This window comes from Zobellia russellii (assembly GCF_018728565.1).
In the GTDB taxonomy this organism is placed as follows: domain Bacteria; phylum Bacteroidota; class Bacteroidia; order Flavobacteriales; family Flavobacteriaceae; genus Zobellia; species Zobellia russellii.
This window is the reverse complement of record NZ_JACSOI010000001.1, coordinates 1,030,807-1,046,442: the sequence shown is the minus strand read 5'-3', so window position 1 is coordinate 1,046,442 and position 15,636 is coordinate 1,030,807. Positions and strand designations below refer to the sequence as shown.

Sequence of the window (15,636 nt, the reverse complement as noted above, 5' to 3'; positions counted from 1 at the left end):
CAAATACTATGATTTAATTCTACACTCTAAAACTGTGATTTCATCAAATTATTGTATCAATGGCAATTATACTATATTTTTTTTCAACTCAATTAAAACCTTTTTTATAGGCCTTGAACCACCGTTCAGGAATGTTTTGGTCGCACGCTTCCAAATAGTCCTTTTTAGTGCATGGTAATAACGCCGATGAATTTGATTTAGTATGCGGCGTTAGTATAGATGGAACCTCTACCCACCACCTATTAGTAAGGTGACTCTTGTGAAAGGTAAGTTCTTCGGTATCTGTAGGAACTATATACTTTGTAAAGTTTTCGCTACTTTCAAAAGGCGATTCGTTTATTCTAAAGTTATAACCCTCGATGAAATACCAAATTATCTGGGCCATTAACTGACAGGATTGATTGGTGTTTTCCATTTCATAGACCCCAAAAATACTTACTTTGTCACTAATTCCCGAATATCTGGCTATGGCACAAATCTCTCTTCCCGTAAACCCATTTGGCGAAAAATCATCGGATAATCCTATTTCACTGGCCCTAACGGCACGGGCATCCATACTAATCATATGTGCGTTACGCAGTACAGGTTCTGCCAAGGAAATATCCGAACCCAGCTCTCCCAAACGGTAAGCATCAAAGAAAAGACGCTCCATTAAATCTATTTCCTCCTGTGCATTAAAGTAACTCTGATATCCTATATTGGAGAAATTAAAGAGATTATTGGGCTTATCCGTAATAATCTTACTCATATAGGAATGCGATGAAATAAGCTCATCATCCATACCAAAATCAAACCTGCTATCTACCGCTACCAAGTTTACCAAGTCTACAATACCATCAAAAGACCGGTACGCAGGATAGGTTATATCTTGTGTAGCACCTATTATTATGGGCACTATCTTTTTCTCCAAAAGTGCGGAAAGTGTATTCTTTACAACAAAATAGGTATCCTCAACCGTTGCTCCTTCTTCAATATTGCCCATATCCGCCAATGTTGAGTTCCAATTACCCAACAACAACTTGTACAACTGAATCCGTATAGCGGCAATATCTAGCTTTTCGGTTTTCTTTTCAAAGGCGTTTCTGGACTCCCTAACCCCGATAATAGCGATTGAAACATTTTCTAGGTCCGGAAGACCATCTCTTTTTGTATGTATTCTTGTATGCTTTCCCAGAGATTGGGCAGCAAACAGTTCGCAGTGGGCCATTACTTTATCTTCTACTGGAACCAGAAAATCAAATGCCATTTATTTTGAAAGATTATATGTGTTTAAATTATAGAGACGCACGTTATGCGTCTCTTTATCTATCTTTACTACAATTGGCAATAACCAATACCACTATACTCAAACCTATTACTTTTTTGCTTTGGGTTTGGCTTTGGGCTTGGCCTTTGCCTTTGTTTTCTTCTTTGGTGTTTTTTGCTCAATAAGTTTTTGGGCCTCTTCCAATGATATTTTGGTAGCGTCTACCGTTTTGGCCAACTCCACCTTTATTTTACCCTTTATAATATTGTGCCTACCCCACCTTGCTTTCTCTATTCGGATTCCTTCTTCTGTCCAATTTTGGACCACCTTATCTATCTCTTTCTGTTTTTTAGTCTCGATCAATTCAATAAGGTCTGCCTCAGAAAGATTATCAAAATCGTATTTTTTATTAACGTTGATGAACATACCGTCCCACTTAATAAACGGCCCAAATCTACCGGTTCCTTTGGTTACCTCTTTATCTTCATAGTGATAAATAGGGGCATCGGCCTTTTGTTTTTCTTTTATCAACTCTACCGCACGTGCAAAATCGACATCAAAGGCGCTTTCTCCTTTTTCCAACGAAACAAACTTTTTACCAAAACGCACATAAGGACCAAAACGCCCTACGTTTGCCTCTACTTCCTCCCCTTCGTAAACCCCTAATTTTCTAGGAAGTTTAAAAAGCTCCATAGCCTCCTCATAGGTAATGGTGGTTAAGGATTGGTCCGGTAAAAGGCTCGCAAACTTTGGCTTTTCCTCATCATCTACAGTACCCATTTGCACCATAGGCCCAAAACGGCCCAAACGTACGGAAACCTGACGCCCTGTTTTTGGGTCCTCTCCCAAAATACGTTCGCCACTGGCACGGTCTGCATTCTCCTGAACATCCAATACATTAGGGTGAAAGTCTTTATAGAAGTCTTTCATGACTTTCTGCCAATCTTCATCACCCTCGGCTATCTCATCAAAATCCTCCTCTACTTTAGCTGTAAAGTTATAATCTAGAATGGTTGCAAAATGACTTACCAAGAAATCGTTTACAATCATACCTATATCCGTAGGAACAAGCTTTCCTTTGTCCGAACCTACCATTTCCGATAGTTTCTTCTCTTGAACGGCACCCGCCTCTAACAATAATTGTACGTAATGTCTTTCCGTGCCTTCTACGGTTCCTTTTTCTACATATCCCCTATTCTGAATGGTAGATATAGTTGGCGCGTAGGTTGACGGTCTTCCTATTCCCAGTTCTTCCAATTTCTTAACCAAAGATGCTTCCGTAAAACGGTATGGCGGTCTTGAAAAACGTTCGGTTGCGGTAATGTAATTGTTTTTTAAGGATTCCCCCACTTTCATGGCAGGAAGCATTCCTTCCTGTTCTTCGGCTACATCCTCTTCATCAAGCCCCTCCATATATACTTTAAGGAAACCATCAAACTTTATTACCTCTCCATTGGCCGTAAATTGCTCTGAATGGGTACTTGCCTGAATTTTTACATTGGTACGTTCCAATTGCGCATCACTCATTTGCGATGCAATGGTACGTTTCCAAATCAACTCGTACAATTTAGACTGGTCACGCTCCAATGATGGAGACTGGTTGGTTATATCCGTAGGCCTAATGGCTTCGTGAGCTTCTTGTGCTCCTTTGGATTTTCCTTTAAAGTTACGAACCGTACTATATTTTTCGCCATAATTATCTATAATGGCATCTTTTGCTGCCGATATGGCCTCACTGGAAAGATTAACACTATCCGTTCTCATGTAGGTAATAAGTCCCGCTTCATATAAGCGCTGCGCCACTTGCATGGTCCTACCTACTGAAAAATATAGCTTTCTTGAAGCTTCCTGTTGTAATGTTGAAGTTGTAAAAGGTGCCGAAGGCGATTTTTTAGCCGGCTTCTTATCTAAATTACCAACCGAAAAATCCGCTCCTATATTTTCGTTCAAAAATACCTGAGCCTCTTCCTTTGAAGGGAACGTCTTGTTCAATTTTGCCGTGAACACACTACCTTCTAGCGTTTTGAATTCTGCCGATATCCTAAAAGAAGCTTCTGCGGTAAAGGCTTCAATATCTCTTTCTCGCTCAACAATAAGCCGAACCGCTACAGATTGAACCCTACCTGCGGAAAGCCCTGGCTTAATTTTTTTCCATAAAACAGGAGAAAGCTCATAACCCACCAAACGGTCTAAAACCCGTCTAGCCTGTTGGGCATTAACCAAGTTATAGTTTATTTCGCGCGGATTTTCAATCGCTTTTTGAATGGCCGCCTTGGTAATGGAGTTAAAAACTATACGCTTGGTCTTATCCTTATCCAACCCTAAAGTTTCCGCTAAATGCCAAGAAATAGCCTCTCCCTCGCGGTCTTCATCACTCGCTAGCCATATAGTTTCAGCTTTTTTGGCAAGATCACCCAGTTTTTTAACTAGGGCTTTCTTATCCTTATCCACTATATATTTTGGCGCAAAATCATTCTCTACATCCACACCCAGTTCTTTGGAAGGCAAATCGGCAATGTGCCCAAAACTGGACTCTACCTTAAAATCCTTTCCTAAAAACTTTTCTATCGTTTTTGCCTTCGCGGGTGACTCTACTATTACTAAATTCTTAGCCATTCATGGTTTGTTTGATAAAACAAAAGTAATTGATTTTTTTAATTAGCTGTCATACCATATATATAAGGTATAAAAAAACACCCCTATTTTCAGGGGTGTTTTCATTTCTTAAAATTTATTTTACTTTAAGCTGAAGGTACTTAACAACCGTAGGTCATTGTTTAAGTACTTGTATTGATAGAGTACTTTATCGCCTATCATGAGCAAAGAATCTTCCAAAGGAATAACATCATAAGTAACAACATCCTTAAAATGACTTATTAACTTTAAATCATTAACATTGGTCTTATCATATACCTTTAAACCGGAAGCACCATCGCAAACAAAAAGGTTGTCGCCTTTAAAACCGATACCATAAGGACCGTCCAAAGGATAAAACTTTTCCAGCTCTGGACTGGCCAGATTGGACACGTTAACGATATATAGTCCGCTTTCCGTATTGCCACAAGAGTTTTCCCCACGAAGGGTTACAAAAGCATAATTACCATCTACAACTACCGGGTCACAGGCTGTGCCATGAACAAACTCCGATATAAATTCTGGCTTATCCGGTGATGATATATCATATATATACATGCCTTGTGTACCACCTATGAACAAAATATCTCCCTGGTTGTATATGGTCTCAATTGTACCATTTACGTATACATCTTCCAAAACCTTAGGGCTATCCAAGTTGGAAATATCAAAAACACTAATGCTTGACCATTCTACCGCATACAGATAATCATCTACAATTTTAAACCGAGCCAATGACCCGCCTTGCCCCGTACCACCAGTTCTTGGAGTTATCTCCGACACTGCATCGTTCAAAGCAAAATCTATAGTGGGATCTCCACCAACACCATATTTATCCCTAAGCTCATCTTCCGAAAGGCGTTGCGTCTTTACTTCCCAACCCACTATAGCCTCTTTGGAAGCATCAAAACCCTCATAATCATAAAAATCCGCCTCCGGCCAATCCACATCAAAACCAACGGTACACCAAAATTGCTGATAAATAGCACCTTCTATGCGCTGCACCATTTTAATATCATTGATATTAGATATATCCATAATAACCAAATCTCCATAGCTATCCGCATACAAACGGTCGTCCTTTATGGAAATATCATAATTACCTTCGAGCTTTATAAATGAAATAGCACTGGGACTTGACGGATTACTGTTATCCAAAACATGAAAGCCTCTATGCACATCGTTAACGAAAACATAATCTTGGTATGCATAAATTTTACCGGATTCTATCATTGGAACAGGTTCCGTAACATCTACGGCTTCTTCCTTAAATTCAGAAAGATTCGCAATCAAAGGTGTTGCAACACGGTACTCCTTACCCGCAACATCATCTTTATCATCACTACAGGAAACTAAAGTAACAATAGCAGTTAGCAATATAAAACACAGGTTCTTCTTCATAGTTTGGTCTTTATGTTTATTGAGGCAACCTTTACACCCTATACCTTAATAAGATACACAACAATAGAATCCGTTGCGTATGGGCAGAGAGATTTTTAAATTTTCCAATTACCTTACAATCCCATACTGATCACAAAAACATCTTGGAGCAGACTATGGACCCACAATACGTTATTTGCATTATTAGCTCTGGCTATAGAATTCAGGAAAACAGACGAACTACTATCTAGGGAGTTGTAAAATAATATTAAATTTTACTGTCAATTTGTCACAAACCTGTTTTAAGCCCTATATTTGCTGCCCGTTATATTAGAAAGGCAACAATAGATATGGAGAAAATTATAGACGAATCGCTTCAGGGTTCTGCCCTAGCACTTGGCAAGAAAAATTCCAACAGCAAAAAACTTTATATAGAAAGCTATGGTTGCCAGATGAATTTTTCGGACAGTGAAATCGTCGCGTCCATTTTAGTCAATGAAGGCTTTAACACCACCCAAAACCTTACCGAAGCAGATTTGGTATTGGTGAATACCTGCTCCATTCGCGAGAAAGCGGAACTTACTGTTCGTAAACGTCTGGAAAAGTTTAGCGCCATTAAAAGAGACCGCCCCCATATGAAGGTGGGTGTACTTGGTTGTATGGCCGAACGCTTAAAACATCAATTTTTAGAAGAGGAAAAAATAGTGGATATGGTCGTGGGACCGGATGCCTACAAAGACCTACCCAATCTGATACAAGAAATAGAAGAGGGCCGTAATGCCGTAAACGTTATTCTTTCCAAGGACGAAACTTACGGAGACATTTCCCCCGTGCGGTTGAACACCAATGGAGTAACGGCTTACGTATCCATCACCAGAGGTTGCGATAATATGTGCACTTTCTGCGTAGTTCCTTTTACTAGAGGTCGCGAACGTAGCCGCGACCCACAATCTATCATAGACGAAGTAAACGACCTATGGAACAGAGGCTTTAAAGAGATTACCCTTTTAGGCCAAAATGTTGATAGTTACCTATGGTATGGTGGCGGATTGAAAAAAGATTTTAGCAAAGCCTCGGATATGGAAAAGGCCACCGCGGTGAACTTTTCGCAATTGTTGGAAAAAGCGGCATTGGCCCAACCCAAAATGCGTATTCGGTTTTCTACTTCCAATCCACAGGACATGACCTTAGATGTTATCCACACCATGGCCAAATACAAGAACATCTGTAATTCCATTCACCTTCCGGTACAAAGTGGCAGTGATCGCATATTAAAAGAAATGAACCGTTTGCATACCCGCGAGGAGTATTTTGAACTTATTGATAATATTCGCCAAATTATTCCCGATTGTTCCATTTCACAGGATATGATCATTGGTTTCCCAACTGAAACCGAAGATGACCATAAAGACACCTTATCTTTAATGGAGTATGTAAAGTATGATTTTGGTTATATGTTCTCCTATTCCGAAAGACCCGGAACTTTGGCCGAACGAAAAATGGAGGATGATGTTCCCGAAGAAACAAAGAAGCGAAGACTATCTGAAGTTATCGCCCTTCAAAGAGAACACTGCCAAGAGCGCACACAAAGACACTTGGGCAAGGTTCAGGAAATTTTAATTGAAGGCACTTCAAAAAAATCGAACGAACATTTCATGGGACGCAACTCACAAAATACCGTTGCCGTCTTCCCAAGAGAGGATTACAAGATCGGTGAGTTTGTTATGGTACGAATGGATGACTGTACTTCTGCCACTTTAATTGGTGAAGCCGTAGGATATTCAGACAACAACTAGAAACCAATACCCCCGAACCACAAAGAACCATGGAAAACGTACAAGCCATAAAACAACGATTTGAGATAATTGGCAATGACCCAAAACTCAACCGTGCTATAGAAAAAGCCATACAAGTAGCCCCTACGGACATTTCTGTTCTTGTAACAGGTGAAAGCGGTGTGGGTAAAGAGGCCATTCCTAAAATAATCCATTCCCTATCCCATAGAAAACATGCCAAATATATTGCCGTAAACTGTGGGGCCATTCCGGAAGGCACTATAGATAGTGAGCTTTTTGGTCATGAAAAGGGCGCTTTTACCGGAGCCACACAAACCCGAAGCGGTTATTTTGAAGTTGCTGATGGCGGAACCATTTTTTTGGATGAAGTAGGAGAATTGCCCCTTACCACCCAGGTTAGATTATTAAGGGTTCTTGAAAACGGTGAATTTCTAAAAGTGGGTTCATCCCAAGTACAAAAGACCAATGTGCGCATTGTAGCGGCAACAAACGTAAACATGTTCGATGCCATTAAAAAAGAAAAATTCAGGGAAGACCTTTATTATAGGCTAAGTACAGTAGAAATTAATATTCCACCGCTACGGGAAAGACAAGGAGACATACATTTACTCTTTAGAAAATTTGCTTCGGATTTTGGACAGAAGTACAAGATGCCTACTATTCGTTTAGATGATGATGCGGTTGACCTTTTGTTAAAATACAGGTGGCCTGGCAACATTCGTCAATTACGGAACATTGCCGAACAAGTTTCCGTCCTAGAAGAAAGTAGAAGTGTATCTTGGTCTACCCTAAACGGTTACCTTCCAAATTCCAACAACACTAATTTACCTGCCGTTATTGGTCAAAAAAAGGCAGAAAGCGATTTCAGTAATGAAAGGGAGATTCTTTACAAGGTTCTTTTTGACATGAAAAGCGACCTAAACGATTTAAAGAAACTCACCTTAGAGTTAATGAAGAACAATGATGGTGAAAAAGTTCAGGAAGAGAACGAAGGCCTGATCAGAAAAATTTATGGCGACCATGACGAAGCGGTAGAAGAAGAGGAGCGTACGCCATTAGAAGTGTTACACCTTCCCGAACCACGGATAGAAAAGCCCGTTAGCAAACCTACCGTAGAGGACAAGTACCATTTTGCCGAAGAAATTCAAGAAGAAGAAACCTTATCTTTACAGGAAAAGGAAGTAGAACTCATAAAAAAATCCTTGGAACGCAACCGTGGTAAAAGAAAAGCCGCAGCAGCAGAACTAGGAATTTCGGAGCGAACGCTTTACCGTAAAATAAAACAGTACGATTTATAACAGACCTAGAACACCACATTAGTGTTTTATGCCGTAACAACTTTAATATACATAGTACTTTGAAAAAGAATTTATACTTAGCCTTCAGCCTCATTCTGATCCTTTCGCTTAATGGATGTGGTGTTTACAATTTTACAGGAGGCAATGTAGGTACCGCCACTACATTTACGGTACCTAGGTTTCAAAATTACGCTACCCAAAACCCCGGTTCTACTTTTGAACCCGGACTGGAAAGAGATTTTACTTTGGCGCTCCAAGATCGTATTTTAAACCAAACCAGTCTTGACTTGACCTCCTCAAACGGCGATTTGCTGTATGAAGGCGAAATAGTTGAATTCCGCATATCTCCAATGAGTGCAACAGCACAACAAACTGCGGCGCAGAACCGGTTATCCATGGCGGTTAAAGTCCGGTTTTATAATAAAACAAAGCAAGATGCAGATTTTGACCAGCGCTTTTCATTTTTCTATGATTACCCCGCAAACTCACAGCTGTCCGCCGTAAAGACCGAAGCCTTAGAAGTTATTTTTGAACGGATAACCCAAGATATATTCAACGCTTCCTTGGCAGATTGGTAAAAGGTTTTCTAACTTATAGGTCCAAAAAAACAAGAATACGCAGTATTACCCGTAACCCAACACAATGAACGTACAAGATTTTACATACCTTTTACAGCACCCGGACAAAGTGGTATCTCCACTTCAGACCAAACAACTGGAAGAGGTTTTGGAAGATTATCCGTACTTTCAAGCCGCACGTGCATTACAACTAAAGGGGCTAAAAAACCTGAACAGTTTTAAATACAACAATGCACTAAAAATAACCGCCGCATATACTACGGATCGCGATGTTCTTTTTGACTTTATTACTTCTGAGGAATTTTTACAGAATACCATTGCCGATAAAATTTCGGGCAAAGCCACAACACTAGTGGAAACTGAAATTATTTCGGAGGAAATAGAGACCGCCAAAAACGAAAGTAGCCCTGTAGAAATCCCTATTCCGCTAACATCCGCAGATGCCGACAAATTATTGGACCCCAAACTCTTTCAATCTAAAGACCCTAAGATTGATGAAGAAATAGCGGAAGCCAAAAGAAAAGCTTCGGAAAAATTGGAATTGGGAGAACCCCTACCCTTTACCAAAAGGGAAAAATACTCGTTCGCAGAATGGCTTCAGCTTACCACCTTTACATCTGTTAAAAGAGAAGAACAAAATACACCTGCAGAAAAAACCATTGAAGAAGAACCTGAACCTATTGCATTTCCCTTAGAAGAGGAAATCCTTAAAAGGAAAAAGTTTGACCTTATTGACAAGTTCATTGCAGAAAACCCAAAAATAAAACCCAACAAAGACGTTCAAAAGATTGCTATAGAAAGCTCTGTTACGCTTGACAAAAAGGAACTGATGACCGAAACCTTGGCAAAGGTTTACCTAGAGCAAAAAAAGTATAAAAAGGCCATTCAATCTTATAAAATTTTAAGTTTGAAATATCCGGAAAAAAGTGGTTTCTTTGCAGACCGAATTAAAGCGGTAGAAAAATTACAACAAGAAAATAAGTAAGGCATTATGAGTACGTTCACCATTTTTTTAATCCTTATTATTATAGTTTGCTTTTTGCTAATACTAGTCATCATGGTTCAAAACCCTAAAGGTGGCGGGTTGTCATCTTCTTTTGGTGGCGGTGGCAGTCAAATTGTTGGCGGTGTAAAAAAGACAGGAGATTTCTTGGACAAAAGTACTTGGACCTTATCCATTTTACTTGTTGTTCTTATCCTAGCTTCTAACGTTGCCCTTAAAGGCAACTTTAGTGACACAGACTCAAAATTACTGAACGGAGACGGCATTGAGACCGTTGTTCCAGAAACAGTACCGGAAGCTTTACCGGAACAGGCTCCTGAACCAGCAAGTTCTCCTGCCGATAGTTTATAAAATAACTTACATTCATACACAAAAATGCCAGCTTAGTGACAAGCTGGCATTTTTGGTTTAACAATGTGTCAGTTTTCCCGTAATGGCATAATTTCTGCCTAGTACCACCTGAGAATATAATTTTTCAAACTAAAAACTAAAAATATGGCAAAAGTGAACATTAAACCATTGGCGGATAGGGTTCTTATTGAACCTATGGCTGCCGAAACCAAAACAGCATCAGGTATCTACATTCCAGATACTGCCAAAGAAAAACCTCAACAAGGTAAAATAGTTGCCGTTGGACCTGGTACCAAAGACGAGCAAGTAACAGTTAAAGTTGGTGATACTGTTTTATATGGTAAATACGCAGGCACTGAGCTTAAGCTTGAAGGCGTTGATTACCTTATGATGCGTGAAAGTGACGTTTTAGCAATCATATAGTTTCTTTCACATTCCATTAACCACTGGAATTTTCAAGGAAGTACATAAGATAAATTCAAAAGACTCTCACTTTGGTGAGAAAAACTAATACTAATATTTATTATGGCAAAAGATATAAAGTTTGACATTGATGCACGCGACGGCCTTAGAAGAGGCGTTGATGCATTGGCAGATGCAGTTAAAGTAACATTAGGTCCTAAAGGTAGAAACGTAATCATCAGCAAATCCTTTGGTGCTCCACAGGTAACCAAGGATGGTGTTACGGTAGCAAAAGAAATTGAGTTGGCAGACCCTCTAGAAAACATGGGTGCCCAGATGGTTAAAGAAGTTGCTTCTAAAACCAATGACCTTGCGGGAGACGGTACTACTACAGCTACAGTTTTGGCTCAAGCTATTGTTAAAGAAGGCTTGAAAAACGTTGCTGCCGGCGCAAACCCAATGGATTTGAAGAGAGGTATTGACAAAGCAGTTGAAGCTATTGTTGAAAACTTGGCCAAGCAATCTAAAAAGGTTGGTGATTCTTCAGAAAAAATAAAGCAAGTGGCTTCTATTTCTGCCAACAATGACGAAACTATTGGTGACTTGATCGCCCAGGCTTTCGGAAAAGTTGGTAAAGAAGGTGTAATTACCGTTGAAGAAGCAAAAGGTACCGACACATACGTAGATGTTGTTGAAGGTATGCAATTTGACAGAGGTTACCTTTCTCCATACTTTGTTACGGATTCAGAAAAAATGGTTTCTGACCTAGAAAACCCTTACATCTTATTATTTGATAAGAAGATTTCTTCTATGAAGGATTTACTTCCTGTATTGGAGCCAGTTGCCCAATCCGGAAAACCTTTATTGATCATTGCAGAAGATGTTGATGGTGAAGCATTGGCTACTTTGGTAGTAAACAAATTAAGAGGTTCTTTAAAAATTGCAGCTGTTAAAGCTCCAGGTTTTGGTGACCGTAGAAAAGCAATGTTAGAAGACATCGCTATCCTAACAGGTGGTACGGTTATTTCTGAAGAAAGAGGTTTCTCTTTGGACAATACTACACTAGACATGTTGGGTACTTGTGAAAAAGTACAGATAGACAAAGACAATACAACTATCGTAAACGGTGGCGGTGTTGCAAAAGATATCAAGACTAGAGTAAACCAGATCAAATCTCAAATTGAGACCACTACATCTGATTACGATAAAGAAAAACTTCAAGAGCGCTTGGCCAAGTTGGCCGGTGGTGTTGCCGTGCTTTACGTAGGTGCTGCATCAGAAGTTGAAATGAAAGAAAAGAAAGACCGTGTAGATGACGCCTTACATGCAACAAGAGCTGCTGTAGAAGAAGGTATCGTTGCCGGTGGTGGTGTTGCCTTGGTTAGAGCTAAAGCAGTTCTTTCTAAAGTTGCTACAGAAAATGAGGACGAAGCTACAGGTCTACAGATTGTTGCCCGTGCCATTGAAGCACCGTTAAGAACTATCGTTTCTAACGCAGGTGGTGAAGGTTCAGTTGTAATTGCTAAAATCCTTGAAGGTAAAGGAGATTACGGTTACGATGCTAAATCCGAGAAATATGTTGAAATGACAAAAGCCGGTATTATCGATCCTAAGAAAGTAACTCGTGTTGCATTGGAGAATGCTGCATCTGTTGCCGGTATGATCTTAACTACCGAGTGTGCATTGACCGATATTAAAGAAGATGCTCCTGCTGCACCACCAATGGGTGGAGGCGGAATGCCAGGCATGATGTAGTGGCGAGCCGCCACAGGCAATTTTTAGCTTGTTTGCGGACGACATATATTATAATTAAAGCTGCTCTTGAAGTTTCAAGAGCAGCTTTTTTTTAATGCACTTATACCAACAAAAAAACCACCTTCTTTATTTACAGAAGGTGGTTTTCATGTCCGAACGGTAAGCGCCTATTCCAGGCCGTAACCTAACTACTTCTTACGAGGAGCAGCTTTCGGAGCAGCCTTTTTACCAGCTTTAGCTGCTAACGGCTTAGCAGATGATTTACCTGCATTTTTTGCTTGTGCCATGATTTTCGTGTGTTAAATAAAACTAATCTAAGGTAAATTAGTTTTTGATCCGTGATATTTTCATTGGGAAAAAATTAACTAAAATTTTTTCAGCCAATTTAACCTTACCTCTTTACTTCTAACACCCTGGCCATTAGACGCTTAAATATTAATGGTCAGCACCATCATCTGAATTATCTTCTCTATATCTACAACAAGGGTGCACACTTTCGTAAGCTTCCTCTGTAGCTTTTAATTCTTTGGTATCGTGACCTACTGCTACAATAGCAGTTTTTATTTTCATGGGGTCTGTTTTACGCTCGTCCATAATAACCGCCAATTGATGCGTTGGTATATCCCACGAGGCATACTTTACCCCTTTTACATTAAGTGCCGCTTCTTCTATCCGTTCTTTGCACATGGCACATTTTCCATTAACGTCAAAGGTCATTTTTTTATTCTTTTCCTGAGCAAAGGTCACTAGAGCAAATAGGGCCATCGCCATTGATAAAACTGTAGTTTTCATTTGTATATGTATTAATTAGTAGTGTTATTAAATTTTAATTCTAAAACCTCCATAAAACATACGTCCCATAATAGGCGCATAGATAATAGTAGTATCAAAGTTGGGACCAAAAGGGTCGTCAGCCCCTAAAACCGGATTATCTTGTTGTACTCCGGATAAGTTCTCTCCCCCCACATATATTTCAAACGTATTAGAGAACACTTTTGTTATCTGTGCATTCATATGATTATAGGGTGATGATGTAGTTGCCAGTTGATACGCTATTGGATTTGAACTCGTATCCGGCAATCGTTTTTCTCCCACACTATGCAACGTATAATCAAACTTCCACTTAGAACCATTTTCCTTTGCTTTTGTCTCATAACCAACATTGGCAAAGAACATATCTTGAGCCTGTAACGGCTTCTGAAGACTACCGCTTTGATAATCGGTTTTTACGTCATAATTTTTATACGCAACCCGCAGATCTAAACGAGGTAGAGGCTCATAATTCACTTCAACCTGAAAACTCTTTGCCTTACTATCTCCTTCCAGATTATAAAATAAGACTTCTTGTGAACTTTCCCAATCCACTACAACCTGATTTTCAAAATGGGTAATATAATAGTCTACCGAGATATCTCCTTTTCCATTCAGAAAATTAAACCCTTGTAAAAAACTTACCCCATAATTCCATGCATCCTCGGGATCAAGACCGTATACTTCTCCGCTAGAGTTTAAGATCTTTATCTCACGTGCCGAAGCAAAAAGCTGTTGATTCTCCGCAAAAATATTGGCGGCGCGCTTACCCCTACCAAAAGAACCTCGCAAACTTCCCTTTTCCCAAGGTGTATATCGCATGTGGAATCTTGGGGTAACGAACGTACCCAACCTATTGTGGTTGTCTACACGAACACCGGCAGTAAGACTTACCTTTTCCAAATTCTCATAACTATATTCAAAAAAAGCACCTACCGAACGGTCTTCCCTAGAATAATCCGTAGCGGTTACCATTTCATCATAACCGTCATAAGCAAAGGTTAATCCTGTTTTAAATTTGTTGCGTGTATCTCCTATGATAGAGTTGAAAAGCAAATTGGTGTAGATGCTCTCATGGTTAATATCATAAGTTCTAAAACCAAAATACGAATCCTGTTTGTGTAAACTATAAGCCGTTTGAAAACCGAAACTCTGAAATGGCAACTCCGGAAAAACGTAACCCAGTTTTAAAGAAGTATCAAAACGGCGGGTGTTAATTTCACTCCCCCATACTTCGGCTTCATTCTGCAATCCGTTTGCTCCATCTACCCTATCCGTATTAGGGTTAAAATCTACCTCTCCAACTTGCTTTTCATCATTTAAAAACCGGACATTAAAAAAGCTTACCCAACCCTTCTCCGCATCTTGGTACTGCCAGCGGTTCATTACGTTAATTTGGTCTGCCAGGGGAGCATCAAGAAACCCATCTCCATTATCATCTTCTTTTTGAGTTCTTTTATTTCCGTGGATATAAAGTCCAGTGCTCCATTTTTCGGACAACTTTTTATTAAAATGGGTATTCAACTCATACCGCCCGTTCTCATTACCATATCCATTTATAAAAATGGAACTATCTGTTAAAGGTTTAACCAATTCCGTATTTATTTGACCCGAAATACTTTCATAGCCGTTTACCACACTACCCGCACCTTTGGTAATCTGAATACTCTCGATCCAAGTACCTGGGGTAAATGTGAGTCCGTATGCCTGCGAGGCACCGCGCACCATTGGAATATTCTCCTGGGTAATCATTAAATACGGGCTGGTAAGTCCTAACATCTCAATTTGTTTTGTTCCCGTTAACCCATCGGATAGGTTTACATCTATTGCGGGATTGGTCTCAAAACTTTCAGCCAAATTGCAACAGGCCGCCTTTAACAACTCCGCACTATTTACGGTTACCGTATTTTGTGGGCTAAAGTAGGTTTTTTGAATATGGTCCCGTTCCTGTTGCACCACCACTTCTTCCAGCTCATTGGAGGGCTTTAAACCGTGACGTATTGTTTTAGGGGCATTTACCAATAAGGTATCGGACTCATAGCCCACATAACTAATGATCAGCTTATTGTACTCCTTTTTATAAGGAATGGAGAATTTTCCATCTATATCCGTTACTACTCCTATTTGGGAATCCATCCAATATACATTGGCCCCCGCAAGTCCTAACGGATTACTATTGCCTGCTTCCACCACTGTCCCATCTACCTTTTCTTGAGGAAAAGAGAGCCAAGGCAATAACAAGGCAAGCGTTATTATTAATTTATTCATCTATTTAAATTGAATTTTCTATTGTCAATTTGTTTGTTTTATTCGTAGTCCCCTACTGGAACAACCCAATAAAATTAGACCTATAGCCTTAAGAGAACTACCTTACCACATGAGA

At 39.8% G+C, this 15,636-nt stretch carries 12 protein-coding genes; 7 read left to right on the top strand and 5 right to left on the bottom strand.

Translation table 11 applies throughout. The features are described from left to right. Positions 1–88 precede the first annotated feature (88 nt). The 3 genes from H9565_RS04350 to H9565_RS04340 all read right to left on the bottom strand — a co-directional run bounded on the left by H9565_RS04350 (position 89) and on the right by H9565_RS04340 (position 5,281). The gene (locus H9565_RS04350; RefSeq protein WP_215437942.1) at positions 89–1,246 is read right to left on the bottom strand and encodes a formimidoylglutamase; all 1,158 of its coding nucleotides are present in this window, start codon (positions 1,244–1,246) and stop codon (positions 89–91) included. Positions 1,247–1,354: 108 nt separating this feature from the next. Next, positions 1,355–3,862 (bottom strand): type I DNA topoisomerase, encoded by a 2,508-nt coding sequence (topA, locus tag H9565_RS04345; RefSeq protein ID WP_215437939.1) that lies wholly within the window; start codon positions 3,860–3,862, stop codon positions 1,355–1,357. Positions 3,863–3,982: 120 nt separating this feature from the next. Then, entirely contained in the window at positions 3,983–5,281 is a 1,299-nt protein-coding gene (locus H9565_RS04340) for an LVIVD repeat-containing protein (RefSeq protein ID WP_215437936.1), read from the bottom strand. Between the two features lie 329 nt (positions 5,282–5,610). Here H9565_RS04340 and miaB point away from each other — a divergent pair, with 329 nt between their 5' ends. From miaB to groL, 7 genes are all read left to right on the top strand, one after another. Continuing rightward, the gene (gene miaB / locus H9565_RS04335; RefSeq protein WP_215437933.1) at positions 5,611–7,056 is read left to right on the top strand and encodes a tRNA (N6-isopentenyl adenosine(37)-C2)-methylthiotransferase MiaB; all 1,446 of its coding nucleotides are present in this window, start codon (positions 5,611–5,613) and stop codon (positions 7,054–7,056) included. Positions 7,057–7,085: 29 nt separating this feature from the next. Then, positions 7,086–8,354 carry a sigma 54-interacting transcriptional regulator gene (locus H9565_RS04330; RefSeq protein WP_215437930.1) on the top strand — a complete coding sequence of 423 codons (1,269 nt, stop codon included), beginning with the start codon at positions 7,086–7,088 and terminating at the stop codon, positions 8,352–8,354. Between the two features lie 59 nt (positions 8,355–8,413). Then, on the top strand, positions 8,414–8,932 hold the full coding sequence (lptE, locus tag H9565_RS04325; protein ID WP_215437926.1) for an LPS assembly lipoprotein LptE: 519 nt from the start codon (positions 8,414–8,416) through the stop codon (positions 8,930–8,932). Between the two features lie 64 nt (positions 8,933–8,996). Further along, complete coding sequence (locus tag H9565_RS04320) at positions 8,997–9,917, top strand: hypothetical protein (protein WP_215437923.1); 921 nt, start codon at positions 8,997–8,999, stop codon at positions 9,915–9,917. 6 nt (positions 9,918–9,923) lie between these two features. Further along, on the top strand, positions 9,924–10,286 hold the full coding sequence (gene secG, locus H9565_RS04315; RefSeq protein WP_215437920.1) for a preprotein translocase subunit SecG: 363 nt from the start codon (positions 9,924–9,926) through the stop codon (positions 10,284–10,286). A gap of 144 nt (positions 10,287–10,430) precedes the next feature. Next, on the top strand, positions 10,431–10,709 hold the full coding sequence (locus tag H9565_RS04310; protein WP_194525858.1) for a co-chaperone GroES: 279 nt from the start codon (positions 10,431–10,433) through the stop codon (positions 10,707–10,709). Between the two features lie 102 nt (positions 10,710–10,811). Then, positions 10,812–12,443, top strand: coding sequence for a chaperonin GroEL (gene groL, locus H9565_RS04305; protein ID WP_215437917.1), 1,632 nt, complete (start codon positions 10,812–10,814; stop codon positions 12,441–12,443). A gap of 435 nt (positions 12,444–12,878) precedes the next feature. Here groL and H9565_RS04300 read toward each other — a convergent pair whose 3' ends face one another. Together H9565_RS04300 and H9565_RS04295 are read right to left on the bottom strand one after the other, a co-directional pair. Next, positions 12,879–13,235: a heavy-metal-associated domain-containing protein gene (locus tag H9565_RS04300; RefSeq protein ID WP_215437915.1), complete on the bottom strand. Its 357-nt coding sequence runs from the start codon at positions 13,233–13,235 to the stop codon at positions 12,879–12,881. A gap of 27 nt (positions 13,236–13,262) precedes the next feature. Beyond that, positions 13,263–15,521 carry a TonB-dependent receptor gene (locus tag H9565_RS04295; protein WP_215437913.1) on the bottom strand — a complete coding sequence of 753 codons (2,259 nt, stop codon included), beginning with the start codon at positions 15,519–15,521 and terminating at the stop codon, positions 13,263–13,265. Between the last annotated feature and the right edge of the window lie 115 nt (positions 15,522–15,636).

Coding starts and splice junctions, on each gene's coding strand:
- H9565_RS04295 (WP_215437913.1), bottom strand. CDS start 15,521: ATGAATAAATTAATAATAACGCTTGCCTTGTTATTGCCTTGGCTCTCT.
- H9565_RS04340 (WP_215437936.1), bottom strand. CDS start 5,281: ATGAAGAAGAACCTGTGTTTTATATTGCTAACTGCTATTGTTACTTTA.
- H9565_RS04350 (WP_215437942.1), bottom strand. CDS start 1,246: ATGGCATTTGATTTTCTGGTTCCAGTAGAAGATAAAGTAATGGCCCAC.
- H9565_RS04310 (WP_194525858.1), top strand. CDS start 10,431: ATGGCAAAAGTGAACATTAAACCATTGGCGGATAGGGTTCTTATTGAA.
- topA (WP_215437939.1), bottom strand. CDS start 3,862: ATGGCTAAGAATTTAGTAATAGTAGAGTCACCCGCGAAGGCAAAAACG.
- H9565_RS04320 (WP_215437923.1), top strand. CDS start 8,997: ATGAACGTACAAGATTTTACATACCTTTTACAGCACCCGGACAAAGTG.
- groL (WP_215437917.1), top strand. CDS start 10,812: ATGGCAAAAGATATAAAGTTTGACATTGATGCACGCGACGGCCTTAGA.
- H9565_RS04300 (WP_215437915.1), bottom strand. CDS start 13,235: ATGAAAACTACAGTTTTATCAATGGCGATGGCCCTATTTGCTCTAGTG.
- H9565_RS04330 (WP_215437930.1), top strand. CDS start 7,086: ATGGAAAACGTACAAGCCATAAAACAACGATTTGAGATAATTGGCAAT.
- secG (WP_215437920.1), top strand. CDS start 9,924: ATGAGTACGTTCACCATTTTTTTAATCCTTATTATTATAGTTTGCTTT.
- miaB (WP_215437933.1), top strand. CDS start 5,611: ATGGAGAAAATTATAGACGAATCGCTTCAGGGTTCTGCCCTAGCACTT.